This is a genomic window from Streptomyces niveiscabiei, assembly GCF_033794345.1.
Lineage (GTDB): Bacteria > Actinomycetota > Actinomycetes > Streptomycetales > Streptomycetaceae > Streptomyces > Streptomyces niveiscabiei.
In genome coordinates this window covers 281,249-307,688 of the sequence record NZ_JARAYJ010000008.1, presented here as the reverse complement: position 1 = coordinate 307,688, position 26,440 = coordinate 281,249, and the positions used below count along the sequence as shown (strand labels likewise).

General features: G+C 71.4%; 23 protein-coding genes. 11 read left to right on the top strand and 12 right to left on the bottom strand.

Annotated features, from left to right (window positions below):
* Positions 1-41: 41 nt before the first annotated feature.
* Entirely contained in the window at positions 42-1,373 is a 1,332-nt protein-coding gene (locus PV682_RS14525; RefSeq protein ID WP_319729537.1) for an ABC transporter substrate-binding protein, read from the bottom strand.
* Positions 1,374-1,619: 246 nt separating this feature from the next.
* A complete protein-coding gene (locus PV682_RS14520) occupies positions 1,620-2,870 on the bottom strand; it encodes an ROK family transcriptional regulator (RefSeq protein ID WP_319729533.1) in 1,251 nt (416 codons plus the stop codon).
* Between the two features lie 364 nt (positions 2,871-3,234).
* Between PV682_RS14520 and PV682_RS14515 the strand changes: the two genes are divergently transcribed.
* The 5 genes from PV682_RS14515 (at position 3,235) to PV682_RS14495 (ending at position 9,407) form a co-directional block, all read left to right on the top strand.
* Positions 3,235-4,143, top strand: a complete 909-nt coding sequence (locus PV682_RS14515; protein WP_319729532.1) for an N-acetylglucosamine kinase — start codon at positions 3,235-3,237, stop codon at positions 4,141-4,143.
* A gap of 206 nt (positions 4,144-4,349) precedes the next feature.
* The gene (locus PV682_RS14510; protein ID WP_319729529.1) at positions 4,350-6,248 is read left to right on the top strand and encodes a phosphatase PAP2 family protein; all 1,899 of its coding nucleotides are present in this window, start codon (positions 4,350-4,352) and stop codon (positions 6,246-6,248) included.
* A gap of 76 nt (positions 6,249-6,324) precedes the next feature.
* Positions 6,325-7,929 (top strand): phospholipid carrier-dependent glycosyltransferase, encoded by a 1,605-nt coding sequence (locus tag PV682_RS14505; RefSeq protein WP_319729527.1) that lies wholly within the window; start codon positions 6,325-6,327, stop codon positions 7,927-7,929.
* Between the two features lie 21 nt (positions 7,930-7,950).
* A complete protein-coding gene (locus PV682_RS14500) occupies positions 7,951-8,886 on the top strand; it encodes a MurR/RpiR family transcriptional regulator (protein ID WP_319729524.1) in 936 nt (311 codons plus the stop codon).
* Between the two features lie 128 nt (positions 8,887-9,014).
* Positions 9,015-9,407 (top strand): hypothetical protein, encoded by a 393-nt coding sequence (locus tag PV682_RS14495; RefSeq protein WP_319729522.1) that lies wholly within the window; start codon positions 9,015-9,017, stop codon positions 9,405-9,407.
* A gap of 39 nt (positions 9,408-9,446) precedes the next feature.
* Here the strand turns inward: PV682_RS14495 and PV682_RS14490 are convergent, their stop codons facing one another.
* Positions 9,447-10,139 carry a peptidoglycan-binding domain-containing protein gene (locus tag PV682_RS14490; protein ID WP_319729520.1) on the bottom strand — a complete coding sequence of 231 codons (693 nt, stop codon included), beginning with the start codon at positions 10,137-10,139 and terminating at the stop codon, positions 9,447-9,449.
* Between the two features lie 233 nt (positions 10,140-10,372).
* On the opposite strand from PV682_RS14490, the gene PV682_RS14485 reads away from it, so the two are divergent.
* The 4 genes from PV682_RS14485 (at position 10,373) to PV682_RS14470 (ending at position 15,572) form a co-directional block, all read left to right on the top strand.
* Positions 10,373-11,221, top strand: a complete 849-nt coding sequence (locus PV682_RS14485) for a bifunctional methylenetetrahydrofolate dehydrogenase/methenyltetrahydrofolate cyclohydrolase (protein ID WP_109363225.1) — start codon at positions 10,373-10,375, stop codon at positions 11,219-11,221.
* A 244-nt stretch (positions 11,222-11,465) separates the two neighbouring features.
* Positions 11,466-12,143, top strand: a complete 678-nt coding sequence (locus PV682_RS14480; protein ID WP_319729596.1) for a TetR family transcriptional regulator — start codon at positions 11,466-11,468, stop codon at positions 12,141-12,143.
* A gap of 97 nt (positions 12,144-12,240) precedes the next feature.
* Positions 12,241-12,645: a Zn-ribbon domain-containing OB-fold protein gene (locus PV682_RS14475; RefSeq protein ID WP_319729515.1), complete on the top strand. Its 405-nt coding sequence runs from the start codon at positions 12,241-12,243 to the stop codon at positions 12,643-12,645.
* Positions 12,646-12,806: 161 nt separating this feature from the next.
* Positions 12,807-15,572 carry a dienelactone hydrolase family protein gene (locus PV682_RS14470; protein ID WP_319729513.1) on the top strand — a complete coding sequence of 922 codons (2,766 nt, stop codon included), beginning with the start codon at positions 12,807-12,809 and terminating at the stop codon, positions 15,570-15,572.
* 53 nt (positions 15,573-15,625) lie between these two features.
* Here the strand turns inward: PV682_RS14470 and PV682_RS14465 are convergent, their stop codons facing one another.
* Genes PV682_RS14465 through PV682_RS14440 form a run of 6 tightly spaced genes read right to left on the bottom strand, consistent with a single transcriptional unit; the run spans position 15,626 to position 21,369 of the window.
* Complete coding sequence (locus PV682_RS14465) at positions 15,626-15,997, bottom strand: PPOX class F420-dependent oxidoreductase (RefSeq protein ID WP_319729509.1); 372 nt, start codon at positions 15,995-15,997, stop codon at positions 15,626-15,628.
* A gap of 18 nt (positions 15,998-16,015) precedes the next feature.
* Positions 16,016-17,266, bottom strand: coding sequence for a glucarate dehydratase family protein (locus tag PV682_RS14460; protein WP_319729507.1), 1,251 nt, complete (start codon positions 17,264-17,266; stop codon positions 16,016-16,018).
* Positions 17,263-18,165 carry a 5-dehydro-4-deoxyglucarate dehydratase gene (locus PV682_RS14455; RefSeq protein ID WP_319729505.1) on the bottom strand — a complete coding sequence of 301 codons (903 nt, stop codon included), beginning with the start codon at positions 18,163-18,165 and terminating at the stop codon, positions 17,263-17,265. The genes PV682_RS14460 and PV682_RS14455 overlap by 4 nt, the downstream gene beginning before the upstream one ends.
* Before the next feature lie 26 nt (positions 18,166-18,191).
* On the bottom strand, positions 18,192-19,133 hold the full coding sequence (locus tag PV682_RS14450) for a carbohydrate ABC transporter permease (protein WP_319729503.1): 942 nt from the start codon (positions 19,131-19,133) through the stop codon (positions 18,192-18,194).
* Positions 19,130-20,038, bottom strand: coding sequence for a carbohydrate ABC transporter permease (locus PV682_RS14445; RefSeq protein WP_109363231.1), 909 nt, complete (start codon positions 20,036-20,038; stop codon positions 19,130-19,132). Before PV682_RS14445 ends, PV682_RS14450 begins: the two co-directional genes overlap by 4 nt.
* Complete coding sequence (locus tag PV682_RS14440; RefSeq protein WP_319729498.1) at positions 20,035-21,369, bottom strand: ABC transporter substrate-binding protein; 1,335 nt, start codon at positions 21,367-21,369, stop codon at positions 20,035-20,037. The genes PV682_RS14445 and PV682_RS14440 overlap by 4 nt, the downstream gene beginning before the upstream one ends.
* 512 nt (positions 21,370-21,881) lie before the next feature.
* Between PV682_RS14440 and PV682_RS14435 the strand changes: the two genes are divergently transcribed.
* Both PV682_RS14435 and PV682_RS14430 read left to right on the top strand, forming a co-directional pair.
* A complete protein-coding gene (locus tag PV682_RS14435; protein WP_319729496.1) occupies positions 21,882-22,787 on the top strand; it encodes a hypothetical protein in 906 nt (301 codons plus the stop codon).
* Positions 22,788-22,921: 134 nt separating this feature from the next.
* A complete protein-coding gene (locus PV682_RS14430) occupies positions 22,922-24,253 on the top strand; it encodes a S1 family peptidase (protein WP_319729494.1) in 1,332 nt (443 codons plus the stop codon).
* Positions 24,254-24,320: 67 nt separating this feature from the next.
* Here PV682_RS14430 and PV682_RS14425 read toward each other — a convergent pair whose 3' ends face one another.
* From PV682_RS14425 to PV682_RS14415, 3 genes are all read right to left on the bottom strand, one after another.
* Positions 24,321-24,494 carry a hypothetical protein gene (locus tag PV682_RS14425; RefSeq protein ID WP_193555000.1) on the bottom strand — a complete coding sequence of 58 codons (174 nt, stop codon included), beginning with the start codon at positions 24,492-24,494 and terminating at the stop codon, positions 24,321-24,323.
* A 145-nt stretch (positions 24,495-24,639) separates the two neighbouring features.
* Complete coding sequence (locus PV682_RS14420; protein WP_319729489.1) at positions 24,640-25,335, bottom strand: L,D-transpeptidase family protein; 696 nt, start codon at positions 25,333-25,335, stop codon at positions 24,640-24,642.
* A 115-nt stretch (positions 25,336-25,450) separates the two neighbouring features.
* On the bottom strand, positions 25,451-26,404 hold the full coding sequence (locus PV682_RS14415; RefSeq protein WP_319729486.1) for an SDR family oxidoreductase: 954 nt from the start codon (positions 26,402-26,404) through the stop codon (positions 25,451-25,453).
* Positions 26,405-26,440: the final 36 nt, after the last annotated feature.

Genomic DNA, 26,440 nt, shown 5'->3' with positions numbered 1-26,440 from the left:
ACTCATCTCCCTGGCCCTCTTTACTCCGTACGTGCGCCCGCTCAGGCGGACAGAATGCCTGCCGCCTGGTCGAAGAACTTGCCCGACTGCGACTTGATGGTGGCCTTGCCGAAGGCCACAGCGAGGTTCGACTGGAAGAGCAGGTCCCAGATCTGGTCGGCGCCCTGCGGCGGCGGCACCGGATTGGGCAGCACGTTGGTGGCCTTGCCGACGCGCTGGGAGATGTAGTCGGCGCTCGCCATGTTCAGCTTGTCGGTCTCGGTGAGGCCGGAGGCGATCAGGTTGCGCGCCTTCTCGGTCGGCGGGATGCCGCGCAGCAGCTGCATGTCCTTGATCGCGGTGTCGTTCTGCGCGAAGAAGGAGATGATCTTGACGGAGTCGGCGATCCGCTTGCTGGTCTTGGTGGCGCTCAGCAGCACACCACCGTTGACGTAGTTGCCTTCCCGCGCGCCGGACCAGTTGCCCTGCGGGGTGGGCAGGAAGTCGAGCTGCGCGTCGGTGATCGAACCGCCCGCGCCGTAGACGCCGGAGTCGAAGGTGAACAGCGCCTTGCCGATGACGACCGCGTTCTTCGTGAGGTCGTTGTGGGCGGCCGACGTGATAGCGGCGGGCGGGCAGGCGTTGGTCTTGCGCATCTCGGCCCAGAACTCCCACCACTCCTGGAGGGTGTCCGGGGTGAAGCCGATCTTCTTGCCGTCGTCGGAGAAGAACTGCTGGCCCTTCTCGCGGGCGAAGATCTCGAAGCACTGGAGGGTCCCGCCGCCGCCGTCGTCGACGCCGTACGTCTTGCCGCCGCTCTTCTTGTAGACCTCCTGGCTGATCGCCTTGAGGTCGTTCCAGGTCCACTCGCGGTCCGGGAGCTTCAGGCCGAGCTTCTCCAGGCCGCTGCGGTTGACGGTGAGCTGGTTGACGCCGATGCCGGAGGGGACGCCGTACAGCTTGCCGTCGACGGTGCCGGCGGCCAGCAGCGTCTTGGAGAAGCCGGTGAGGTCCAGGTCCTTGCCGACGTACTCGTCGATGGGGGCGAGGACGCCCTTGCGCGCGTACTGGGCGACGAGCGCGGTGTCCATCTGCATCAGGTCGGGGGCGGAGCCGCCGGCGACGTTGGTGTTGAACTTGTCGAAGTATCCGTCGTACCCCTGGTAGGTCTCCTGGATCTTGATCTTCGGGTTGTCCTTCTGGAAGGTGGCAAGCGCTTTCTTGTACGCCGCGTGGCGCTGGTCGCTGCCCCACCAGGTCATCGTCAGCTTGCTGTTGCTGCTGCCGGCGCCCGTGCCGCCGCCGCAGGCGCTCAGCGTGGTGCCGAGCGCCGTCGCGACGGTGATGCCGCTCGCGGCGCGGAAGATGGTTCTGCGCGAGATCTCGTGACCCACCGGGTCCCTCCCTGGATGTGCGTGACGGAATCTTCCGGCCGGTGAGGCGGCTCGGGGTCCTGTGGCTTGAGTGCGCTCATGGTCCGCGACCTCGCCCGGTCGCGCCACCGCGACGAACGGCATCCGCCCACGAACACGCCCTCGTGGGTCCGTACGGTCCGTACGGCCGGATTCGCCGCTCTGTGCCGGGGTCCCGCCCGGCTAGAAAGCGCTTGTCCGGACATTGGCAGAAGCCGACGGAGTCCGTCAATGCCTCTTGTCCGACCCCTCGGTCACGGTTTGGATTCCCCGGGCCACCGCGAGGCGGGCGGCGCCCGCGACCGTGGCGTCCTCGCCGACCTCACTGCCGACCACCTCGGTGGGCCAGCTCAGCCGCGCGAGTTCGGCCCGCACACCCGGCAGGAGCTGCGGATTCGCCCCGATCCCGCCGCCCAGCACGATCAGCCCCGGGTCCAGTACGGCGACCGTCGCAGCCGCCAGCCTGCCCACCTCCCGGGCGTGTCCGGCGACGAACCGCGCCGCCGCCTCGTGCCCGTTTCCGGCCAGCGCGAAGAGTTCGGCGGCACCCTCCGGTACGCGACCCTCCGTCCACCCCTCGCGCACTCTGCGCATCAGCGCGCCCGCGCCGACGTACGCCTCCATGCCCTCCAGGACGGATTCGCGGCCCGGCAGCCACGGGTACGGCAACCGGGCGATCTCCCCGGCCGCGCCGCCCGCGCCGCGCAGCACCCGGCCGCCGACCACGATCCCGAGGCCGATGCCGTAGCCGACCTGGAGGTAGCCGAAGGTGTGCCGCCCCTTGGCCGCGCCCTCGTGGAGTTCGGCGAGGGCGGCGCAGTTGACGTTGTTCTCGATGTGGACGGGGAGGTGAGAGGGGAGGGCGAGGGCGTCGACGGCGGCGGCGATGGAGGGGGTGGCGGGGCGGGCGCCCCAGGAGTGGGTGTCCGAGGCGTGGCGAGCGCCCGGGGCCGGGCCGGTGGCGGATCCGGAGGCAGGGGCGGTGCGGTCGTCGTTCCGCAGGCCCGCACCGTGCCCGCCCGCACCCGCCCCGCCCTCTTCCCCCGCGCCGCCGCCAGGCCGCACCACATCCGGTACCGCCACCACCACCCCCCGCACCGGCCCCAGCTCCTCCCGCGCGAGCCCCCACAGCGCCCCCCGCACCGTCTCCGCCGGAAGTTCCCGGTCACGGGCGGTGTGCGAGGCGACGACCGTGCCGTCCAGCGTGCAGGCGCGTACCGCCGTATGGGTGGAGCCGAGGTCCACCGCGAGGACCGTTCCGGCGGCGGGGCCGATGCGGTAGACGGCGGCCGAGCGGCCGGTCGTCCCGCTCGTCGTGCCGGTACGGGACGCGAGGCCCGCCGACTCCAGCTCGGCCACCGCGCTGGACACCGTCGGCTTGGACAGGCCCGCGAGCTGGGCCAGGCGGGGCCGGGTGGCGTCGCCCGCCTCCGCGAGGACGGCGAAGACCGCGCCCGCGCTCTCACTCAGGTGCTGCACAGCTCCCCCAACAGAAATGGTCGGCGAGCACCCCGGCGCATTGTGTCGCCGGAGTTACGAATGATTGAATGTCTGGACAGCCAGCGATCGACATCCGCCGCATGACAACGGTGTCGCCTCCCACACGCAGGCAGAACGGGTCACCCACCCGTCACCTGCGGAACGCGGCTCTCCCAGGGTGCACAACAACCTCTTGACGCACTCTACTTCGTTAGTTAGCTTCCTAACGAAATCCTCACGGTACTCGCCTGCCGTGGCCGACCGAAGCCCGTCCCGGGGCTTCCCGAGAAAGTTCAAGATCCGTTCACATCCGCACGGTTCGCCCGCCGTCGCAGCTCAGCGCTTTCCGACGAAGGAAGAACCCGTGCAGGACGCACCCCCCTCGTGCCCGCTTCTGGTCGGCATCGACGTGGGCGGCACCAAGACGCACCTCCGCGCGCTCGCGGGGGACGAGACGGTCGCCGACCATGTCCGTGCCAGCAGCGGCTGGCGCCCGCACGACACCGACGCCGCCGCCCGCTGGCTCGCCGACCTCCTGAGCGAGGCGCTGCCGCCGGGCGCGCGTCCGTCCGCCGTCGCGGTCGGCGCGCACGCCTGCGAGACGCCGCGCCAGTGCGCGGACATCCGTACCGCTCTGCAAGAACTTCTCGGCGTCCCCGCGCGCATCGTGGGGGACGCCGAACTCCTCGTGCCCGCCGCCGGGTTGGACCAAGGGGTCGGTCTCGTGGCCGGCACCGGTTCGGTCGCGGTCGGGCGGCTCGCGGACGGCTCGGCGGTCCAGGTGGGCGGCTGGGGCGCCGTGCTGGGCGACGAGGGCGGCGCGGCCGGGCTGGTCCGTGAGGCGGCGCGCGCCGCCTGGGCCGCGCACGACCGGGGTGAGGCCCCCGACTCCCTCGCCCAAGGGCTCGTCGAGGCGCTCGGCGTGCCCGAGGTCCCGGCGCTGGGCGCCGCGCTGGAGAGTGCGGCCAGCGCCTCCGCCGACTGGGGGCGGCACGCGCCGGTCGTCTTCACCGCCGCCGCCTCCGGCTCCCCCCTCGCCCACGCCGTCATCGCCGAGGCCGGCCAGGCCCTCGCGGCGCTCGTCGCCCGGCTCGCCGCACGCGGCGTCCCGGTGGACGACGTGGTGGTGGCCGGCGGGACGGTCCTCGGGCAGCCGGTGCTGTACGACGCGTTCACGGCGGGCCTCGCAGAGGCCGTACCGGGCGCGAAGGCGCGACCGCTCACGGTGGCGCCCGTCGAGGGGGCGGTGGCGCTGGCCCGCGCACTCCTGTAGAACTCTCTCTCCTCAGTACATGTGCGCGGCGTCGGCCGAACTCCCCGTTCACCCACGGGACATGGTCCGGTCGCCGTTCCCACCCGGAACGGTCACGACTCCGCCGTAGATCTTCGCTGGTACGCATCACCCGGCTCAGTCGACGGCAGCTGCCTCCGAGCCGCACCCGATCGCACGATCTCCGTCACTTCCAGAGAGGCACACGCATGTCGTCCCCCGCCGCAGTGAACAGAAGGCGTTTCCTCAAGGCGTCCGTGGGCGGTTCGGCCGCTCTGGTGGCCGCGCCGACGCTGGTGTCGTGGCTCGGCGCCGCCGACGCCAAGGCCGCGACCGCCGCGCCGGCGGCGTTCGTCGACGCCTACAAGACGAACGTCATGGCGAACCTGACGCCCGAGACGAACGCCGTGGTGCGGGTCCTCGGCGGGATGGCGAAGGTCTGGAAGACGGGCGACGCCTGGAACACCGGCACCGTCCTGGACCGCGAGGTGCTGCGCGCCAACGTGCGCTACAGCATCCGGCTCACGCACGCGCGCACCGAGGCCCAGGGCAAGGAGGCGTTCGTCTACGACCGCCAGCACCAGAGCTACGCGATGATCGGCGGCCTCGGCCCGCTGGCCCCGCTCTACCGCTCCGGCGCCAAGGCGGTCACCTCGATCACCGCGGCGCCCGACGGCATCCCGCCGGCGAAGATCGACGACGCCGTCCCGGCCGACGCGCCCGCCGGTTCCGCGCTCGGCGCCGGCTCGCACGACTCGGACCTCGGCCTGGTCGCCACGCTCGTCGACACCGTGCGCGGCAACTACGCGTCCGGCAACCCGGGCAAGTACGCCTACCAGTACCCGCGTCCGTGGCGCATGAACGAGAACAGCCAGGTCGTCGACACCGGCAGGACCGACGACCTCGGCTTCCCGGTCTACGACTCGAAGGTCCTCGTCGTCCCGCAGCTGCTGCGCCAGCGGAACATGTCGCCGAAGGACGACGGCGGCTACCCGAGCGGCCACACCAACGCCTTCCACCTGGCCGCGCTCGCCTACGCGTACGCCGTCCCGGAGCGCTTCCAGGAGCTGGTGACCCGCGCCCTGGAGCTGAGCCACACCCGGATCATGTCCGGCATGCACTCCACGGTCGACGTGATCGGCGGCCGGATCATGGCCACCGCGCTGGCCGCCGCGACCCTCGCCGACCCGGCGAACGCCGAGCTGAAGGCCGCAGCGCGCGCCCAGGCGCTGGCCTACTTCACGGCGAAGACCGGCACGGACGCCGACACCCTGTACGCGTACGCCCACGCGGACGCCGCCGACCGGTACGCCCACCGCGAGGCCAACGCCTGCCTGGTCGAGCCGAAGCTGACGTACGTCCTGCCCCGCGAGGGACGCTCCTACCCGCTGACCGTCCCCAAGGGCGCCGAGGTCCTCCTGGAGACCCGCCAGCCGTACCTGAGCGCCGAGCAGCGCCGCGCGGTGCTGCGGACGACCGCGCTGGAGTCGGGGTACGTCCTGCTGGACGGCTTCGAGCAGTGGGGCCGCCTCAACCTGTTCGCGGCGGCCGACGGGTACGGCTCCTTCGAGTCGGACGTCACGGTCACCCTGGACGCGGCCAAGCACGGCTTCCACGCGGCCGACGCCTGGCGCAACGACATCGACGGCGCCGGCGGCCTGACCAAGAAGGGCTCCGGCACGCTCACCCTGACCGGCCACAACCGCTACCACGGCGGCACGGTCGTCAAGGAGGGCACGCTGGTCGCCGGGCACGCCAACGCGCTCGGCCAGGGCCACGTCACCCTCGCGGGCGGCACGCTCGGCGCCCCGCAGCCGGTGCGGGTGCGCGGCAGCTGGACGCAGGGCGCCGCGACGCTCGACCTGACGGTCCGCAAGGGCCACGGCGCCGTCCTCACCGTCTCCGGCCGCGCCCGTCTGGAGCGGGGCGCCAAGCTGGTGCTGCGCCTGGACGCCAAGCAGCCGCCGGCCGCCGGCACGGTCGTCCGGGTCCTCCACGCGGCCCAGCTGCGCGGCCAGTTCGACAAGGTGGAGGTGAACTCGGCCCACCTGCGCGCCGTACCCCACTACACGGCGGACGGTCTGTCGGTACGACTCGTGAAGCGGTGACGTACTGAGGGGTGGGAGCGGCCTAGTCTGGACAGAGCGGGCCGCTCCCACCCCGTACGGTCATCTAGGGCGGATGATGGCGAGCACAACTCTTCTGCGAGAACCCCCGGCGCTCGTCCGGGCCCGTCGGCGCCCCTGGCTGGTCCCCCTGCTGGTGTTCCTGCTGCTGGCCCAGATGGCGACGGCCATGGTGACGACGGCCGTTCAGCAGACGCCGACCATCGACGAGCCGGTGTACGTCGGGACGGCCGCCGACTACCTGCACGCGCACGAGGTCCGCTACAACCCCGAGCACCCGCCGCTGGGCAAGCTGATCGTGGCCCTCGGGGTGGCCGTCGCCGGTCCGCACGTCGATCCGCGATTCACCGGTGATCAGGGCGCGTTGGGCCGTCACCTCTTGTACGAGTCCGGCAACGACCCCTGGGACGTGATGTTCTGGGCCCGGTTACCCGTCATCGCCTTGACGCTCCTGTTCGGCCTGGTCGTCTTCTTCTTCGCGCGGGACGTCGCCGGGCGCGCGGCGGCCTTCGTCGCGCTCGCGCTGTACGCGTTCTCGCCGGACGTGATCGCGCACGGTTCGCTGGCCACGCTGGACGTCCCTGCGGCGGGGTTCCTGCTGACGTCGGCGTGGCTGTTATGGCGCGCGGACCGCAGCCCTCGGCTGTATCTCGCCCTCGCCGGGCCGGCGTTGGGGGCGGCGCTGGCGACGAAGATGAGCGCGCTGACGGCTGTGCCGGTGTTCGCGGGGCTGGCGGTGGTGTCGCTGTGGCGGGCCGGCCGGCGCAGGGCGCTGCTGGGCGCGTGCGGTGTCGTGGTGGCGGCGTTCGCCGTCGTGTGGGTGTCGTATCTCGTCGTCGATCCCCGGCTGCGGTGGAGTCCGGCGCCGGGTGAGATTCCGTCAACTCGCGGTCTGCGCGGGCTGGTTGTGGATCTGCTGCCGGTGCCGGAGTCGTACCGGGACGGGATGCGGGTGCAGTTCGGGTTCGAGAGCCGGCCGTGGCAGGGGTTCCTGTTCGGGCATCTCTACACCGGGTCGCGGTGGTACTACCTGCCGGCCGCGCTGCTGGTGAAGACGCCGCTGGGGATGATCGCGCTGTGGGTGGCGGGGGCGGTGGCGATGCTGTCGGTGCCGAGGCTGCGGCGCGCCGCGGTGTATGTGCTGGTCCCGGCGGGGGTGTTGCTGGCGTCGGCGATGACGGGGGCGCGGGACCTGGGGACGCGGTACGCGGTGTTCGTGCCCATGTTCCTCGCCGTGGCGGCGGGTTGTGCGCTGACGCTGAGGCGGGTGTGGGTGGTCTACGCGCTGGTGGCGTTCGTCGCGGTGAGTTCGCTGCGGACGTTTCCCTACTATCTGCCGTACTCCAACGAGGCGTTCGGGGGTCCGTCCCGTACGCATCTGCGGCTGCACGACTCCAACGTGGACTGGGGGCAGGACCTCGGGCGGCTCGCGGAGAAGTACCGGGGTGAGCCGTTGTGGCTCGTGTACAAGGGGGCCGGGGTGCCGTCGTACTACGGCATCGAAGCGAGCGATCCGCTGGCCGTGCCGGCGGAGCGGGTCCGAGGTCTGCTGGTCGTCTCCGACTCGGCGGCGGCGAAGGCGCGGGGGCGGCTCGCCGAGTTGCTGCGGACCAGCCGGGCGGTGGACGAGGTGGGGTACTCGATCACCGTCTACCGGCGGTGATCCTGGGTTATGTTGAGGCGCGTGGGAGACACAGGAGGAGGCTCCGGGCCCTCGGAGCAGCAGGCACGGGCGCAGGCGTCGGCGATCACCTCGGGGAAGGCCGTGCCGGAGACGGAACTCTCGCCGGCCTCGCAGCTGCGGGCCCTGTTCGACGGTCCGCACCTCTCCCCCGGCCAGCGGCGCATCGCGCAGTACCTGATCGAGCACCTCACCGAGGCGTCCCTCCTGTCGATCACGGACCTCGCCGAGCGCGTCGGGGTGAGCCAGCCCTCGGTGACCCGGTTCGCGGCGGCCGTCGGCTTCAGCGGGTACCCGGCGCTCCGGGAGCGGCTCCAGGCGCTGGCGCTCGGGGCGCACGGCACGGCGGAGGTGAACCGGGGCAACGAGCTCCAGGCGGCGGTGGACGCCGAGATCCGCAACCTGGAGAACCTGCGCCGCGACTTCGCCGACCCGGACCAGGTCATCGAGGTCGGCCGGGGGCTTTCGGAGTCGGCGCCGCTGACCGTGCTGGGCCTGAGGATCTCGGCGTCGCTCGCGGAGTACTTCACGTACGCGGCGCGCCGGGTCCACCCGGACGTGCGGCCGGTGACGCGCGGCGGGAGCGTCGCCTACGACGCGCTGCTCCAGTCCCGGGCGGCGGGCGGGACGTGGGTGCTGGCGTTCTCGATGCCCCGGCACGCGCAGGAGACGCTGACGGCGGTGCGCGTGGCGCGCGGGGCGGGCCTGAAGGTGGCGCTGATCACGGACCTGGCGCTGGGCCCGCTGGCCGACGAGGCGGACGCGGTGTTCGCGACGGGGACCGGGTCGCGGCTGGTGTTCGACTCGTACGCGGCGCCGGGCGTGATGGCGGCGGCGCTGCTCCAGGCCATGACGGACGCGGGCCCCGAGCGGACGCAGGCGCGGCTGGAGGAGTACGAGCAGGTCGCCGACCGGCACCAGTTCTTCCTGCCCGACTGACCCCGCTTGCGGGCCGGTGACCGGAGCGTGGAGTTCCGCCGACGAGACCGTGAATGTTTCCATACGTCTTGCAAAGGTGGCGGCATATATAAATACTGCTCCGGTCGCACCGCCGCACATCGGAAGCCATGCTCATGAGTCTCACGACGACGCGCCTCAGCCCGGACTGGCCCCGCCACGTCAAGACGCCCGGCAGTTACGACTGGGAGCGTTCCGCCGTCAAATGGCTGCGCGAACTGGTTCCCGCGCGGTACGCGGGCTATCCGGCGCTGCTGCGCCACCCCGTCCTGCTCGCCCGGCACGCGCACCTCCAGGTCCAGCAGGAGGTCCGGGTGGCCCGCACGGCGCTCCAGACGGCCCGCGCCGACCTGCCGGCCCTCGGTCTGCACGAGGCGGCGATCGAGCACACGATCAAGATGTACGCCGCCGAGCTGACGCAGCTCCAGCACCTGGCGCGCGGCGTGCGGGCGGTCGCGGAGGCGCTGGCCGCCCGGTCGGCCTCCGCCGCCCTGCGCCGCTGAGGCAGCCGTTAAAACAGCCGCTAACGCCGGTACCGGACGTCAGGAGGTGCGCGCCTCCAGGTCGTGGCGCGTGTTGTCGCCGTACACGCCGGACTCGTCGCCCCGGATGCCGTACCAGAGCTGGAAGCGGGCGACGGCCTCGGTGAGCGTCGCGTCGTACTCGCCGTTCGTCGCGCCGTTGTCGTACACGTTCGGGATGCGGCGCAGGCGCTCCTGGAGGGTGACGACCTCGGGGCCGGTGGCGCCTTCCCGCAGGACGCCGGCGCCGTCGGGGTCCTGGGCGGGGGCGCTCGGGGTGGGGGTCGGGGCCGGGTTCTGCTGCGCGGGGGCGCTGCTGACCGGGGGCTGGGCCGCCGCCGCGTCGTTCTGGCGGCCGGGCAGCAGGAGGATCGCGGCGGCGAAGCCGACCAGGGCTGCGGCGGAGACCGCGATGACCCCGGCCGCTCTGCGGACGCCCTTGCCGGTGGCGGGCGGCGGTGGGGGCGGGGCCTGGCGGCGGCGCGGGGGCAGGGGCGGGAGCGGTGGCGGGATGCGCTGGGTCTCCGGTTCCTTCGAGACGTTCACCGCCTCGTAGGCGCGGGTCCTCTCCTGGCCCGGCGGGTCGTCGACGCTGAGTTCGGTCAGTTCGCGGAACAGGTCCGCGAGCGCGTCGGTGCGGCGTGGCCTGAGCACCACGATGGGTTCCAGGACCTCACGCTCGAACGGTTCGCCGCTGGTCTCCGGTGTCGGCACGCCGGTCTCCCCTCTCCTCGGATCCCTCCGGAGAGATACGGGCGGGTGGCGGGAGCGGTTCATCGAGGCGGGCGGGTCGCGGGTGATCGGCGGGTCGCGGGTGATTTTCGTACGACCGCACAATCCGTCCGGCGCGGGATCCTCCACTCGGGCGACGTACCATGGTCGTACGGGGGCCGAGGACGTCACCGGCTCCCGACCGGCGTCTTCGTCCCGAAGGGTTTTCTCCTCCCGTGACCACCGCGACACTTCTCGACGGCAAGGCCGCTGCGGCCGACATCAAGACCGAGCTGGCCCAGCGGGTGAGTGCGCTCAAGGAGCGCGGGATCACCCCCGGCCTCGGCACCATCCTGGTCGGCGAGGACCCGGGCAGCCGCTCCTACGTCGGCGGCAAGCACCGCGACTGCGCGCAGGTCGGCATCGCCTCCCTCCGCGTCGAACTCCCCTCCGACGCCTCGCAGGCGGACGTCGAGGCCGCCGTGCTGCGCCTCAACGAGGACCCGGCCTGCACCGGCTTCATCGTCCAGCTCCCGCTGCCCGCGCACATCGACACGCACGCGGTCCTCGAACTGATCGACCCGCGCAAGGACGCGGACGGCCTGCACCCCACCAACCTCGGCCGGCTGGTCCTCGGCATCCCGGGCCCGCTGCCCTGCACCCCGCGCGGCATCATCGACCTGCTGCGCCGCAACAACGTGGCCATCACCGGCCAGCAGTTCTGCGTCATCGGCTGCGGCATCACCGTCGGCCGCCCGCTGGGCCTGATGCTGACGCGCTCCACCGAGCACGCCACGGTGACGCTGTGCCACGAGGCCACGCAGGACGTCGCCGCGCACGCGCGCGTCGCCGACGTGGTGGTGGCCGCCGCCGGCGTCGCCCACCTCGTCACCCCGGACTGGATCAAGCCCGGCGCGACCGTCCTGTCCGTCGGCCTGACCCGCACGGTCGAGGGCATCCTCGGCGACGTCCACCCGGACGTCAGCGACGTCGCGGGCTCCTACTCGCCGCCGGTCGGCGGGGTCGGCCCGATGACGCGGGCGATGCTGCTGACGAACGTGGTCGAGGCGGCGGAGCGGCAGTAGCACTCAGTACCGCAGGCCCTGTCGTCACATTCCCGTCGTCCGCCCGAAGGGCGGGCCGGGCGGCGTCTGACGCGTGCAGCTGCAAGGCGGAGGAGGGCGTCGACGCGGAGCGTCGGCAACCGACGACAACGCCGCAGATGCGCGTGGCAGGCGTCGCCCGGCAGGCGGGAATGTGACGACAGGGCCTGGGGCAGGGAACTGAGTGCCATCGCGTGCTACGTTCCCTGCCATGAGCAAGCCCTCCATGCGGGACGCGCTGGTCGCGGCGGCCTTCCGGCTGTTTCTGGAGCGCGGGTACGAGCAGACCACGGTGGACGACATCGTGGCGCTCGCCGGGGTCGGACGGCGGTCCTTCTTCCGGTACTTCCCGTCCAAGGAGGACGTGGTCTTCCCCGACCACGAGCGGTGCCTCGCCGACATGACGGCGTATCTCGCCGAGGACGAGCCGGGGTTCGAGCCGGTGCGGCGGGTGTGCGACGCGGCCCGCCTGGTGCTGCGGATGTACGCCGAGAACCCCTCCTTCTCCGTCCAGCGCTACCGGCTCACCAAGCGCGTCCCGGGGCTGCGGGCCTACGAGCTGTCGGTCGTGTGGCGGTACGAGCGGGCGCTGGCCGAGTATCTGCGCGAGCGGTTCGCCGGGCTCCCGGACGGGATCCTGCGCGCGGACGTCATCGCCGCCGCGGTGGTCGCGGCGCACAACAACGCCCTGCGGTCGTGGCTGCGTTCGGACGGTACGGGGGACGCGAGCGCGATGGTGGACCACGCGCTGGAGTACGTCCAGTCGACCTACGCCTCCCCCGAAGCCGCGCCCGCGGCCCGTGCGCAGGACGACGCCGAGGACGTCGTCGTGGTCGTCTCCCGGCGGGGCGCGCCGCTCTGGCGTGTGGTCCAGGAGATCGAGACGACCCTCGGCCGCGGCTGAAACGCGGCTTTCCGGGGTACGCAGTGCCTTTACGGCTGGCACTGAGTGCCATACGCTGCTCGTGTTCCGTCCGGGCGAGCGCAGGGAGTCGATCAGCGTGTACCACCACACGAACGCCACGCAGCGGGCGGCGGGCGGGGCCGCCGTACTCGACCGGCGCGCCGCCGAGCACGAGGCGATCCTCTACCAGCGCTGCAACTACTGCGGTACGGCGATGTACCACCGCCTGCTGTGCCCGGTGTGCCGGGGCAGCGACCTGCGCACGGAGCGCGCCGAGGGCACCGGCACCGTCCGGCACACGACGGTCGTGCACCGCAACACCCCGGCCGCGCGGAACGTGTCGATGGTCGAGATGGCCGAGGGGTTCGTCGTGCGCGGCCGGGTCATCGGACCGGCGATCGGGATCCACAGCGGGGACCGGGTGCGGCTGACGACCGCTCAGGACCCGGTGCGGGGCGAGCCGGTGTTCCAGCTCGTCGACGAGCCGTACCGGTCCTGGTAGTTGACAGGGCGTCCGGCCAGACAGCTTCTTGAAAGTTTCAGAACTGGCCGGAAAGCATCGGCTGTTGATCCGAACAGAGTTCCCACAGTCAACCCATAGGACATGCTTCGCATCCTCAGTGACGTGCGAGGCACCCGGTTCCGACGGGACGCCCGCACTCCATGTGCGAGGAGGGAACTCCCTTGTCCCGTTCCCGGCGAATAGGTGTCACCGCTGTGGCCGCGCTCGCGGTCCTGGCGGGTTCACCGGGGTTGGCCGCGGCGCACGACGCGCCGCAGGCGGCGAACACGCTTCCGCCCGGCTGGCGAATATCCGGCCATGATCTGCTGTGGCGCGCGCCGCAGCCCGTGCCCATGGGCGACGCGCGCGTGGAGTTCCACGCGAACGGCCGGCTCCTGGGCCTGCCCGAACCGGCCGCCGACGGCCGTACGTTCACCCTCCCCCTCGACGACGCCGCGCAGGCCGAGCAGCTGACGCGGCTCCAGGTGCAGGCGAGCGGTCGCCGCCTGGACGCCGAGGAGCCCGGGTCCTCGCCCTCCCTCGCCGCCCCGCAGACCGCGGCCCCGCAGGCCGCCCCCGCGCCGCCGGCCAACCCGGTCGACCCCGGCAAGCCGGGCCCGTACCGCACGACGCGCGGCGAGTACTCCCTGCCCTCCGTGAAACTCCCGGGCTTCAAGGTGCCCGTGGAGATGCGGGGCCTGGTGATCGCGCCGAAGGGTGCCGCCGGGAAGCGTCCCGTGGCGCTGTTCCTGCACGGCCGCCACTCGACGTGCTTCAAGCCGGGCGGCGGCGACGACGCCGTCACGGGTGACTGGCCGTGCGCCAAGGGCTTCAAGGAGATCCCCAGCTACCAGGGGTACGTGAAGGACCAGCAACTCCTCGCGTCCCAGGGCTATGTGACGGTCTCCATCTCCGCGAACGGCATCAACGGCCAGGACTGGGAGGCCGAGGACGCGGGCGCCCAGGCCCGCTCCTCGCTGGTCCGCCGCCACCTGGCCGACTGGGCGGACTGGGCCGCGAAGCCGGCGTCCGCACCCGCGGTCGTCCGCGGCGCGCCGAAGACCGACCTGTCGAAGGTGCTCCTCGTCGGGCACTCGCGCGGCGGCGAGGGCGTCAACCGCGCGGCGATGGACAGCCTCTACCCGCCGCCGCCCGCCGAGGACGGCGCGCCCGGCAAGGCACGCTGGCACATCAGCGGCACCGTCCTGATCGGACCGACGATCTTCGGCCAGAACCCGGTGGCCGACGTCCCGTCCGCGACGATCCTCCCGGGCTGCGACGGCGACGTCTCCGACCTCCAGGGCGAGGTGTACGTCGACGGCACGCGCGGCGTCAGCAACGGCAAGGCGCTGCACAGCGCGGTGTACGTGGCCGGCGCCAACCACAACTTCTTCAACACGGAGTGGACGCCGGGCAAGGCGCAGGCCCCCGCCTGGGACGACTTCGGCAGCGACCCCGACCAGCCCGACCCGGTCTGCACCCCCGGCAAGGCGACCCGCCTCACCGCCGACCAGCAGCACCAGGCCGGCGCGGTCTACATCGCCGCCGCCGCGCGCCTGTTCGTCGGCGGCGACGACCGGGTCCGCCCGCTCCTCGACGGCAGTGCCGTGCGCGCCGCCTCCGCCGGGAAGGCGCAGGTCCTCACGCACGCGGTCGGCGCGAACCGGGGCGCCGGGTTCCTGCCCGACGGCACGGTGAGCGTGTCCGGCGCGCGGCTGTGCGACGAGGTCACCCCCGACGCGAAGAAGGGCTGCGGGCTCGACCGGGCCAAGGGCTCCTCGCCGCACTTCGCGCAGTGGGACACCGAGCGGGAGAGCGGCCGTCGCGCGGTCGCCGTCTCCTGGACCAAGCCGGGTACGGCCGCGCGGATCACCTCCGCGAAGCCGCTCTCGCTGGCCGGTTCCTCCTCCGTCGCCCTGCGCCTGTTCGTCCCGCCGAACACCCGGGGCACGCAGTTCGACGTCACCCTCGTCGACTCCGCGAACCGGCGCGCGGGGCTCGGCCGGGTCACCGTGGACGGGCTGCCCGGCTCCGCACAGACCGCGTCCTACTGGGCGCGCGAGGTGCGGGTCCCGCTGAAGACGGCGAAGACCTTCGACCTGAAGCGCATCAAGTCCCTTGAGATCACGCCGCGTTCGAAGGCGGGCAAGGCGTGGCTGATCGACGCGTGGGGCTGGCGTGCCGGTACCCCCGCCGCGCAGGTCGCCGCGATGCCGCGGGTCGACGTCGGCCGGCTCACCGTCCTGGAGGGCGACTCCGGGACGCGCACCTACCGGATCCCGGTCAAGGTGTCCGGGAAGGGCAGCGGGCAGGTCCGCTACTACGTCCTCGACGCCGCGTCCGGGAAGGCCACGGACAAGGTCGTGACCGTCCGGCCGGGCGCGAACACCATCGACGTACCGGTGACGGTCAAGGGCGACACCCGGTTCGGGCCCGACCGGCAGCAGGACATCGCCGTCAAGGCGGTGCGCGGCGCGGTCGTCGGCAAGCACCGGGGCGGGGTCACCGCGAAGAACGACGACCCGGCGCCCACGGCGACGCTGGTGCCGGTGACCGACAAGGTGACCGAAGGCGGCACGCTGCTGTGGCGGGTCACGCAGTCGGCGGCCGTGGACGTCGACATCTGGCACCCGATCCGGCTCGTGCCGGTGACCGAGGGGACCGAACTGTCCACGAAGGACGTCGATCCGCAGTGGCTGGCGGACTACTCGGGCCAGAAGCCCGACCCGGAGCGCGCGCTGTCCCAGGCGGACGTCTGGGTGTGGGTGGCCGTCGAGGCCGGGAAGACCACCGGGGACTTCGACATACGGACCGTCAAGGACTCGGTGACCGAGCCGGTGGAGTCGGTGCGGGCCGTACTGACCGACGAGGACGGCAAGGAGCTCCCGGGGACGGGGGTCGTCGGGACAGTGACGGACGCGTCCTGACATCGCGCATGAGATGAGGGGTACGGGCCGTGCGGCTCGTACCCCTCTTTTTTTCATGTCAGCGTGATGCGGATTCCGACCGTGCCGTCCAGCCCGCGCCGCAGCCTGCTCCCGAGCAGGGTGAGCCGCCCGAGGACCCCGTACTTCCGGGCGATCAGCGTCCGGTAGCGGGCCGTCGTCTCCGCGTCGCAGATCTCCGCCGTCCCCGCGACCGGCTTCCCCGTCGGGTTGCCCCGGGCGTCGCAGGGGCCGACCAGCACGTCACCGCGCGCCCTGATCCGCTTGACCTTCCAGGAGTCGGCCGCCGACCACGCGCCCAGCGCGTCGCCGTCGGGCACCACCCACACCGGCGTCGGGACACCGGTCCCGTTCTTGCGGTAGCTGGTGATGAGCAGGTACTTCCCCGCGGCCAATTCCTGTGTCATGCCCCGCAGTCTAGGGACCTACCAGCGCGGCAGCCTCAGCTCGTACTCGGGCTGGAAGTTCTGGATGTAGCCGGTGTCGTCGCGTCCGCGCATCCCGGAGTCGAGGTAGCGGCGGTGCAGGCGTTCCAGGACGTCGTGGTCGAGGTCGACGCCGAGGCCGGGTCCGGTCGGGACCTTCACCTCGCCGTTCTCGATCTTCAGCGGGCCGCCCACGACGACCTCGTCGGCGCTGTTCCACGGGTAGTGGGTGTCGCACGAGTGGTCGAGGTTGGGGATCGCGGCGGCGACGTGGGTCATCGCGGCGAGGCTGATGCCGAGGTGGGAGTTGGAGTGCATGGACAGCTTGACGCCGAACGCCTCGCAGACGGCGGCGAGTTCACGGGTGCGGCGCAGGCCGCCCCAGTAGTGATGGTCCGTCAGCAGGACCTGGATCGCGTTCTGTTCGATGGCCGGCTTGAGGTGTTCCCAGGCGATGACGCACATGTTGGTGGCGAGCGGCATCGGCGCGGTCCGCGCGACCTCGGCCATGCCCTCGATGCCCCGGGTCGGGTCCTCCAGGTACTCCAGGACGCCGTCGAGCTGTTCGGCCACGTACCGCGAAGTCTCCACGGTCCAGGCGATGTTGGGGTCCAGGCGCAGCGGCCGGCCGGGGAACGCCTCGGCCAGGGCGCGGATCGCGGCGATCTCCTCGTCGGGCGGGAAGACGCCGCCCTTCAGCTTGAACGACGTGAACCCGTACCGCTCCCGCATGAGCCGGGCCTGCTCGACGATCCCGGCGGGGTCGAGCGCTGCGCCCCAGTCGTCGGTGATCGCGGGGCGGCCGTTCAGCTCGGGGTGCTCGGCCCACTTGTAGAAGAGGTACGCCGCGAACGGCACGGAGTCGCGGACCTTGCCGCCGAGGAGGTCGCTGACCGGGCGGCCGAGGAGCTTGCCCTGGGCGTCGAGGCAGGCGACCTCGACGGCGGAGTGGGTCCAGCCGCGCTCGTGGGAGGACGGCACGGTCGGCTGGAGCGCCTGGTCGACGGCGGCGCTGATCGCGGTCGCGTCGAAGACGTCCATGCCGACGACCGTCTTGGCGGCGATCTCAAGTCGCTCCAGGCGTGCGGTGCCGCCGGGGGACTCGCCGAGGCCCACCGTGCCGTCCTCCAGGACGAGTTGGAGGATGATCCGCAGGGCGAGGGGTTCGTGGCAGCCGTTGGAGTTGAGGAGCGGCGGGTCGGAGAACGCGATCGGGGTGATGATCAGTTCGCGGATGCGGGTGGCGCTCATGCGGCGACGGTCTCCAGTCCGTGGTCGAGGAGTTTCGCGAGCCTGTCGAGGTGGTCCGGGGTCGGGTCGACGAGGGGGGCGCGGACGCCGCCGGCGTCCAGGCCGCGCAGCTTGACTCCGGCCTTGACCAGGGCGACAGCGTATCCGGGCACCTCGTCGCGCAGGGCGACGAGGGGGGCGTAGAACTCGTCGAGGAGGGTGGCGACGAGAGCCGTGTCCCCTTCGGCGAGGGCCCGGTGGAAGGCGAGGGCGATCTCGGGGGCGAAGGCGAAGACGGCCGAGGAGTAGAGGTCGACGCCGATGCCCTGGTAGGCGGGGGCGGTCATCTCGGCGGTGGGCAGCCCGTTGAAGAACTGGAACTCCGGCTGCTCCGCGCGCACGCGGCGCACGACGCGGTGCAGGCGCTCCAGGTCACCGAGGCCGTCCTTGAGGCCCACGACACGGGGCAGGGCGGCGATCTCGGCGGCGGTGTCCTCGCTGAGGCGGGCCGTCCCGCGCTGGTAGAAGACCGTCGGGAGGTCGGTGGCGGCGGTGACCTCGGCGGCGTACCGGACCAGGCCCCGCTGGGGCGCGGTGACCAGGTACGGCGGGAGCAGCAGGATGCCGTCGGCTCCGGCGCGGGCGGCGCGTACGGCGTGGTCGCGGGCGACCGGGGTGGGTCCGCCGGCCGCGGCGAGGACCGGGACGCGTCCGGCGGTGGTCTTGACGGCGACCTGGGTGGCGCGTTCGACCTCGTCCGGGGTGAGGGCGTGGAACTCGCCGGTGCCGCAGGCGACGAAGACGCCGCCCGCGCCCGCCGTGACGCCGTTGTCGATGTGCTGGGCGAGCAGGTCCTCGTCCAGGGCGCCGTCCTTGTCGAACGGGGTGACCGGGAAGAACAGCACTCCGTGGAACTTCATGTCTTCTCTCAGTGGGGGTGTCGAGGTCAGCCCTTGGTGGCGCCGGCCGCGATGCCGGTGACCAGCGAGCGCTGGAGGAGCAGGTAGACGATGAGGCTGGGGACCAGGGCGATGACCGCGCCGGCCAGCAGGACTCCGGAGCCGACCTCGGGGTCGGTGCGCAGGACCGACAGAGCGACGGTGACGGTGTAGTCGGTGGGGTCCTTGGAGGCGATGAGGGGCAGCAGGTACTGGTCCCAGATCATCACGAAGCCGAGGACACCCGCGACGCCGAGGGCCGGCTTGCACAGCGGGAGGATCACCTGCCACAACATGCGGAACTCGCCGACGCCGTCGAGGCGGGCGGCCTCCTCGATCTCGACGGGGATGTCCTTCATGAACTCCGTCAGCAGCATGATCGAGAAGCCCCAGGCGCCGAGCGGCAGGATGACGCCGAACGCGGTGCCCTTCAGGTCGAGGCCGAGGACGGGGACGTGGCCGAGGACCAGGGAGAGGGGGATCGCGATGACCTCCTCGGGCAGCATCATCGTCAGCATGAACAGCGTGAGGATGAGGGCCTGCCCCCGGAACTTGTGCCGGGCGAGCGCGTAGGCGGCCAGCACCGAGACGGCGAGCTGGAGCAGGAGGGCGCCGCCCGCGATGACCAGGGAGTTGGTGAAGTAGTCCCAGATGCTGCGTTCGTTCGCGACCTTGAAGTTGAGGAGCGTGGGGTGGTGCGGGAGGAACGACAGGTCGGAGCCGCTGGGGTTCTCGCTGAACGCTCCCGCGAAGATGGTCAGGAAGGGCGCGGCGAAGACGCCGAGCGCGATCAGGCAGAGCAGGATGCGCAAGGCCCAGGCGACGCCGGGGCGGTCGCTCCAGCCGAGCGCGGTGTCGAAGCGGGCCGGGGTGGTGCGGGCCGCTCTGGCGGTACGGCCGCGGGCGGGGGCCTGCGGCGCGCTGACGGGGTCGATGGCGGGCGCGCTCATCGGGCGTCTCCCCTCTTGCGGAAGTAGTTGACCGTGACGGTCAGCAGGAGCGTCACGCACAGGAGGACCACGGAGGCCGCGGAGGCGCCGCCGATGTCGTTGCGGGTGAAACCGAGCGTGTAGGCGCGGGTCATCCAGACCTCGGTGGAGCCGGCCGGGCCGCCGCCGGTGAGGACGTACACCTCGGTGAAGACGCGCAGGCCGCGGATGGCGGCGAGGGTGAGGACGATGCCGATCGCCGGGCGGATCGCGGGGATCGTGATGTAGCGCAGGCGCTGCCACAGGGAGACGCCGTCCATCGCGGCGGCCTCGTACAGGGAGCGGTCGACGCCGGCGAGGCCGGCCAGGATGATGACCATGTTGTAGGGGGCGCTCATCCAGATGCCCATGGCCATCGTCGACCACAGGGCGGTGCCGGGGTTGTCGAGGAACTGGGTCGGGCCGAGGCCGAGGAAGCCGAGGCCGTGGTTGATCAGGCCGTCCGAGGTCGGGTAGTACATCAGCCGCCACAGTTCGCCGACGACGGCGGTCGCGGTGACGACCGGCAGGAACACGGCCGTGCGGACGATCTTCAGCGAGCGGCTCTGGCCCTCCAGGAGCAGGGCGAGCGCGAAGCCGACGAGGATGCCGCCGAGGGACTGGCCGATGCCGAGGAGCAGGGTGTGTCCCACGGCGTCCTGGAAGCGGTGGTCGGACAGCACGCGGGTGTAGTTGTCCAGGCCCACCCACTGGTCGCCCAGGAACGGGCGCACCTTGAAGAAGCTGAGCCAGATGCCCTTGGCCATCGGCCAGAACTTGAAGACGAGGGCGAGGAGCAGGCCGGGGGCGAGGAACACCCACGGCAGGACACTTCTCTTGCTGATCCCCCGGGCGCGGCGCACCGGGGTCGGGGTGGTCGCGGTCATTTCAGCAGGTCCTGGTCCTTGAGGTCACCGGCGAGGGTCTCGTTCAGCTCCTTGAGACTGGAGCGGACGTCGCCTCCGCAGTAGGTGAAGATCGAGTTCAGCGCGTCGGCGGTGTCCTGGCGGAACGGGGCCCAGTCGAGGGCGTTCGGGAACTGCACCGAGGCGTCCTCGTACGCCTTCTGTACGACGCCCCAGCGCGGGTCGTCGTGCACGGTCGCCGCGTTCAGCGTGGAGTTCACGGGGATACGGACGACCGGCTGGTGGTCGCCGGTCATGGCCAGCCGCTGGCCCTCCGGCGAGACCAGGAACGCGGCGAGGGCCTGTTCCTGCCGGTCCTTGCCGGTCTTGGCGCCGAAGTAGACGTTCTCGCCGTCGGCCAGGACGTCGCTGTTGCCGGCGGGGCCGGCGGGGGCCTGGACGACCTCGAACTTGTCCTTGCCGAGCACCGTGTCGAACGTGGCGATGTTGTACGGGCCGGTGAGGTACATCCCGGCGTTGCCGTCCTGGAAGTTCGTGGCGTTGCTCGTCATCGCGGTGATCGCGCCCGGCTGGATGACACCGTTGTCTTTGGTGCAGAACAGGTTCTTCTTCAGCCAGGTGACCGCGTTCACCGCCGCGTCGGAGTCCATGACCGGCCGGTAGCCGCCGGTCTTCGTGGGCTCGATGACGCGGGCGCCGGACTGCCACAGGTAGCTCGCGCCCCACCAGGCGACGTAGCCGTTCTGGGCGCTGCCCGGGACGACCATGCCGTACGTGTCCTTCTTGCCGTCGCCGTCCGGGTCCTGGTCCGCGAACGCCTTGGCCAGGGTCAGCATCTCGGCCCACGTCCTCGGGACGGGCAGGCCGAGCTTCTCGCGCCAATCCTTCCTGATGAACAGGGTGAACGCCTGGCGGGAGTACGGGATGCCGTAGTGCTTGCCGTCCAGGCCGACCGTCGAGGACCAGGTCTTGGCGTCGATCTGGTTCCCGCCCGCGATCGTCGCCGGGTCGATCTGCTTGAGCAGGCCCTGGCTCTGGTAGCTGCCCATCAGCGCCGTGTCGTTGATCATGACGTCCGGGAGGTCCTTGGTGGACGCGCGCGCCTGAAGCTGCTGGTCGAAGTTGACGACCGGCTGATAGTCGACCTTGATGCCGGTCTTCTTCGTGAACGCGGCGAACACGCGTTTATACGTCTCCGCGGGGTCCGGATTGCTCCTGGTCCAGACCTCAAGGGTGTTCGGGTCATCGCCGTTCGCTCCACTGGACCCGCCACCGCAAGCGGCCACCCCGAACATCAGCGCCGCGGCACCGAGGCTGGCGGCCAGGCGACGACTCCGTCGGCGATCCACCATGGGCACTCTCCGTTCATATCCGTGAACTTGCTTCACGAATCTAAATTAGGGGCTCAAGCTACGAATGATTTCGGCCGCATGTCAAGACATTGCGGAAAGGTTGCGCCGACCGAACCGAACGCCCGACGGGAGGGAACGGGACGGGGTTGACGCCGGAGGCGGGGCTAACGCCAGAGGCGGGGCTAACGCCGAGGGCAGGCCTGACACCGAGGGCGGGGCTAACGTCGGGGACAGGCCTCGCGCCGAAGGCAGGCCTGGTGCCGGCGGCAGATCTCGCACCGAAGGCGGGCCCGACCCCGACGGCAGGCATCGCGCCAACGGCAGATCTCGTACCGAAGGCAGGCCTGACGCCGACGGCAGGCATCGCGCCGAACGCAGGCCTGACGCCGACGGCAAGCCTCGCGCCGAAGGCAGGCCTGACGCCGAAGGCGGATCTCGTGCCGGGGGCGGGGATCGTGGTCGGTGGGGGAAAATTTCTGGTTTGGGTGGGCGTGTGGGAGCAAGATGGGGGCGTGATCGAGATCGGGTGCGACGAGTCCGGGGCCGACGGGGAGAATCTCGTCGGGGGGAACACCCTGTTCTTCGCTCATGGCAGCGTCGGGGTTTCCGCGGAGGCCGCCGGGGCTCTCGTGGCCGAGGTGCGGGAGCGGATCCGGTCGCCCGCCGAGGAGTACAAGGCGATTCACCTGCTGCGGGAGAAACACCGGGCCGTGCTGGAGTGGTTTCTCCGGGAGTTGAGCGGGAGCGCCCATGTCGAGCTGGTCAGGAAGGAGTCGTTCCTGGTGGGGCGGGTGGTGGAGGTGCTGGGCGGGGAGGCCGGCGATGCCGGCGGCCTGCTGCGGGAGGGGTTCGCGGGGAGGGCCTGGGGGGATTTCCTGGCGAGCGGGAACCGGCTGCTGCGGGTGCGGGCCGACGTCGACAGCGGGGAACTCGTCCGGGAGTTCCTCGGCAGCCTGCGTGCACTGCGAAGTGTCGCCGAGGGGGCGGAGGCGAGGGACGTTCTCGACACGCTCGCCGGGCAGCAGGACAGGGCCCTCGCCTACCGCGCGTCGATACCCACCCTCATTCCCGTCCTCGACCCCCTCTTCCCCACCGTCGTCGACACCGCCGCCCACTGGTCCGCCGCCGGCGCCCCCGTCCGCCTGGTCCACGACCGTCAGACCCTCCTCACCCCGGCCCGCATCGAGTGGATCCGGCGCCGCGCCGAGGAGCGAGGCGTCACGCTGGCCGGCATGCGCCTCGTCCAGGCCCGCTCCGACCCCCGCGTCCAGCTCGCCGACTTCCTCGCGGGCATCGCCCGGAAGATCGCCGGGGACGAGGCGAGCGGAGCCGGGGACGAGGCGCTCGGCGCGTTGCTCAAGCCGTACCTCGGGGGCACCGCCCTCCCAAGCAACCCGCCGAAGAACCCGGTCAGTTGAGGTGAACACCCGTACGGCCGCGTTCGTATGAACAGTGGGCGCTCCACGACCACGGCGCCCCGCGGCGCCCGGCGTCGCGTGTTCGGGTTCGGGAGCCAGGTATGAGGCACGTACGACGACGCACCGTCCGGCGAGTGACACGGCTGGCGGCCGTCGGCGGAGTCCTCCTGGGAGGCGTCATGGTCGCGCAGGCGGCGATGGCGGGCGAGACGCCGAACGCGTCGGCGCTGGTGAAGAGTTCGGCGGACACCGCGGGCCAGACCGGGGCCGAGCTGACGAAGAGGCTGGGCACCGCGCGCACGGCGGGCAGCTGGATCGGCGCGGACGGCAGGCCGGTCGTCGCGGTCACCGACGACAGCGCGGCGGCGGAGGTCCGCAAGGCCGGGGCCGAGCCGAAGATGGTCGGCCACAGCATGAACGAACTCAAGGCGGCCACCACGACGTTGAAGGAAGCGCCGCGGGTCGCGGGCACGGCGTGGTCGGTGGACTACCGGACGAACAAGGTGGTCGTCCAGGCGGACAGCACGGTCTCGGCGGACGACTGGTCCCGGCTGACGAAGGTCGCGTCCGGCATCGGCAGCTTCGTACAGATGGAGCGCACGAAGGGCAGGTTCACGACCCGGATCAACGGCGCACTCCCCATCCTCTCGACGAGCGGCCGGTGTTCGGCCGGGTTCAACGTCACCAACGGGCAGCAGGACTTCATCCTGACCGCCGGGCACTGCGGGCCGAACGGTTCGATCTGGTTCGGGAACGACCAGGCGTCGCAGGAGGTCGGCCGGACCGTCGACTCCTCGTTCCCGGGCGGCGACTACTCGGTGATCCAGTACGCGAACGGCAGGGCCGGCGAGGGCGCGGACATCGTCGCGATCGGCAACGGGAACGGCGTGAAGATCACGGGCTTCGGCGACCCGGCCGTGGGCCAGCGCGTGTTCCGCAGCGGCAGCACGACGGGGCTGCGCGACGGCCAGGTCACGGCGTTGAACTCGACCGTCAACTACCCGGAGGGCACGGTCACCGGCCTGATCGAGACGAACGTGTGCGCGGAGCCCGGCGACAGCGGCGGCCCGATGTTCTCGGAGGGCATCGCGCTCGGCGTCACCTCGGGCGGCAGCGGTGACTGCACGGCGGGGGGTACGACGTTCTTCCAGCCGGTGACGACGGCGCTCGCGGCGACGAAGCTGAAGCTGATCGTGGCCGCGCGGGCGGACGGCGCCCAGCAGGGCGGCGCGGCGCCGAGCCCCTCCCCCACGCAGGCGGCGATCGCCCCCGGCAAGGCGGCACCGGGTTCGACGGCTCCGGTCGACAGCACGTCCCTGGCCTCGAAGCTGACGAACCCCCTGGCCATCGGGCCGGGCCTGCTGATCATCGCGGCGAGCATGGGGGTGCTGTTCTTCACGCGGTACCTGCGCGAGGAGCGGGACCGCAAGGAGTACCAGCGGTACTACGCGGCGAACTGGAGCTGAGCGGGCCACACAGAAGGGCACCTACCGCGCCGGTAGGTGCCCCAAGAGGTAAGGGAGGCCGGGGAGTTCAGGCCACGCGGTCCGGCCGGTGCGAGACCGCGGCCCACTCCGTCACCAGCCGCTGATACTCCTCGCGCTGGTCTCCGCGCAGAATCCCGCCCGACCGGAGCCACAGGGCCCTGATCTCCTCGTTGACCTCCGCGGCCGATCGCTCGGTAAGGGGTTCAACAGTGATGGACATGGTGTGAATCTTACGGCGCCGGGGGTGAAGACCGCGTGAGTTAATAGGTTTCATTCCGGGCATATCGGACCGTGTTACTGATCACGTCAACTGCCCGGAACAAAAAGGCGATCCAGCCGGAAAGGGAACGGGAGGAGAAGCCCTCTCAGGTGCCCGGCTTACGGCCGTAGACGAAGACGTCGTCCCCGTTGCGCAGCAGCGACCAGTACTTCTTCGCCGCCGTGGTCGTCATGTTGACGCACCCGTGCGACCCCGGCGGGTTCCACACACTGATCCCCACGGAGTGGAACGCCTGGCCGCCGTCGAAGAACTGGCTGTACGGCATGGGCACGTTGTAGATCGTCGACACATGGTCGATGTGCCGCCAGTAGATCTTCTTCAGCCCCGTACGCGTCTCGAACCCGTCCCGCCCGCTGCGCACCGGCACCGGCCCGTACACCAGCTTCTTGCCGTCCTGGATCCAGCTCAGCTGGAGCGTCAGGTTCACGCAGGCGATCCGGCCCTTGTTCGTCGGGCACTTGCCGTCCCTGTTGGGGTTGCTCCCCACGGCCCTCTGCTTGTTCATGAGATCCATCACGCCCCACGTGACCGGACCCGCGTACCCGATGTTCGGCGTGATCCCGTGCGTGTTCTGGAACGCCCGGATCGCCTTGCAGTCCGCACTGGACTGCTTCCCGTCGACCGGCCGCCCCAGAAACTTCTCCACCTGCTTCTGGTACGGCCCGGCCGACGTCGTACAACTCGCCGCCTGAGCCGTCCCGGCCCCGAGCGCGATCGTGAGCGGCGCCACAAGCCCCGTCACCCCGGCCACGACCGCCACTCGTCTGCGTATGTCCCCCATGCCCTGCCTCCCTCGGGAAGTTCCTCACCTGTCCAGACCCGTACTCGGACACGTCGGTTGTACCCCACATGGCCCTGTGACAGAACAGTGAACTTTCCCTCAGTCGGCTACGGGATCACCGATACCCGGACACGTCCGCCGGTTTCCCCGCGTCCTGGACTTCCACCAGGTAGCGCCATGCGTCGGGGCGGCTGCCGTCGAGGTCGGTGAAGCCGTATCGCTGGGCGAGGGCTCCGCCGGAGAGGGAGTGGCCGTTGAAGCGGGAGACGTCGGGGTCGGCGGCGAGGGCGGCGACGGCGCGGCCGACGTAGCGGGGGGTCTCGGAGATCGCGAAGTGGGGGACCTTCTCCAGGGCGTCGCGCCAGTTGTCCTCGCGGACGCCGTAGTGCTCCAGCATGATCTCGGAGCGCATCCAGCCGGGGGTGAGGACCAGGGCCGTCGCACCGTGCGGGGCGAGTTCGTGGCCGAGGGCGTACCCCATGCGCAGGACGGCCGACTTGGCGAGGTCGTAGAAGTAGTTGAGGCGGTAGTTCTCGCGGTTGTACTCGGCGGTGCCGTCCGTCATCTCGACGACCAGGCCACCGGGCCGGCGCAGCAGGAGCGGGAGGGCGTGGTGGGAGGTGATGGCGTGCGTGTCGATCGCCAGCCTCAGCAGCCGCAGCCCCTTCTCCAGGTCGTGCTCCCAGACCGGGGTGTCCCACTCGACGATGTTCTCGGCGCCCCAGATGTCGTTGACCAGGACGTCGAGGCGGCCCTGCTCGGCGTCGATGCGCTCGACGAGCGCCTTGACCTGGCCGGATTCCAGGTGGTCGGTGGGTACGGCGATCCCCTGGCCGCCCGCTTCGGTGACGAGGTCGGCGGTGTCCTCGATGGTCTCGGGGCGGTCGTACTCGGAGCGCTGGGCGCGGGTGCTGCGGCCGGTGACGTACACGGTGGCTCCGGCGGCGCCGAGTTCTACGGCGATCCCGCGCCCGGCTCCGCGGGTGGCGCCGGCGACGAGGGCGACCTTGCCGTGCAGGGGCTTGTCATCGCTGTGCTGAGGGGTGTCCGGGTTCTCGTTCTGACTCATGTGGACGAGGGTTCCCGAGAATCCGGACACCTTCTG

Bases quoted from the DNA above. Each gene is read 5' to 3' on its own strand.
- PV682_RS14510 (WP_319729529.1), top strand. From the start codon at position 4,350: ATGTCGTCCCCCGCCGCAGTGAACAGAAGGCGTTTCCTCAAGGCGTCC.
- PV682_RS14505 (WP_319729527.1), top strand. From the start codon at position 6,325: ATGGCGAGCACAACTCTTCTGCGAGAACCCCCGGCGCTCGTCCGGGCC.
- PV682_RS14495 (WP_319729522.1), top strand. From the start codon at position 9,015: ATGCTCATGAGTCTCACGACGACGCGCCTCAGCCCGGACTGGCCCCGC.
- PV682_RS14480 (WP_319729596.1), top strand. From the start codon at position 11,466: ATGCGGGACGCGCTGGTCGCGGCGGCCTTCCGGCTGTTTCTGGAGCGC.
- PV682_RS14470 (WP_319729513.1), top strand. From the start codon at position 12,807: ATGTGCGAGGAGGGAACTCCCTTGTCCCGTTCCCGGCGAATAGGTGTC.
- PV682_RS14465 (WP_319729509.1), bottom strand. From the start codon at position 15,997: ATGACACAGGAATTGGCCGCGGGGAAGTACCTGCTCATCACCAGCTAC.
- PV682_RS14460 (WP_319729507.1), bottom strand. From the start codon at position 17,266: ATGAGCGCCACCCGCATCCGCGAACTGATCATCACCCCGATCGCGTTC.
- PV682_RS14455 (WP_319729505.1), bottom strand. From the start codon at position 18,165: ATGAAGTTCCACGGAGTGCTGTTCTTCCCGGTCACCCCGTTCGACAAG.
- PV682_RS14450 (WP_319729503.1), bottom strand. From the start codon at position 19,133: ATGAGCGCGCCCGCCATCGACCCCGTCAGCGCGCCGCAGGCCCCCGCC.
- PV682_RS14445 (WP_109363231.1), bottom strand. From the start codon at position 20,038: ATGACCGCGACCACCCCGACCCCGGTGCGCCGCGCCCGGGGGATCAGC.
- PV682_RS14440 (WP_319729498.1), bottom strand. From the start codon at position 21,369: ATGGTGGATCGCCGACGGAGTCGTCGCCTGGCCGCCAGCCTCGGTGCC.
- PV682_RS14425 (WP_193555000.1), bottom strand. From the start codon at position 24,494: ATGTCCATCACTGTTGAACCCCTTACCGAGCGATCGGCCGCGGAGGTC.
- PV682_RS14420 (WP_319729489.1), bottom strand. From the start codon at position 25,335: ATGGGGGACATACGCAGACGAGTGGCGGTCGTGGCCGGGGTGACGGGG.
- PV682_RS14415 (WP_319729486.1), bottom strand. From the start codon at position 26,404: ATGAGTCAGAACGAGAACCCGGACACCCCTCAGCACAGCGATGACAAG.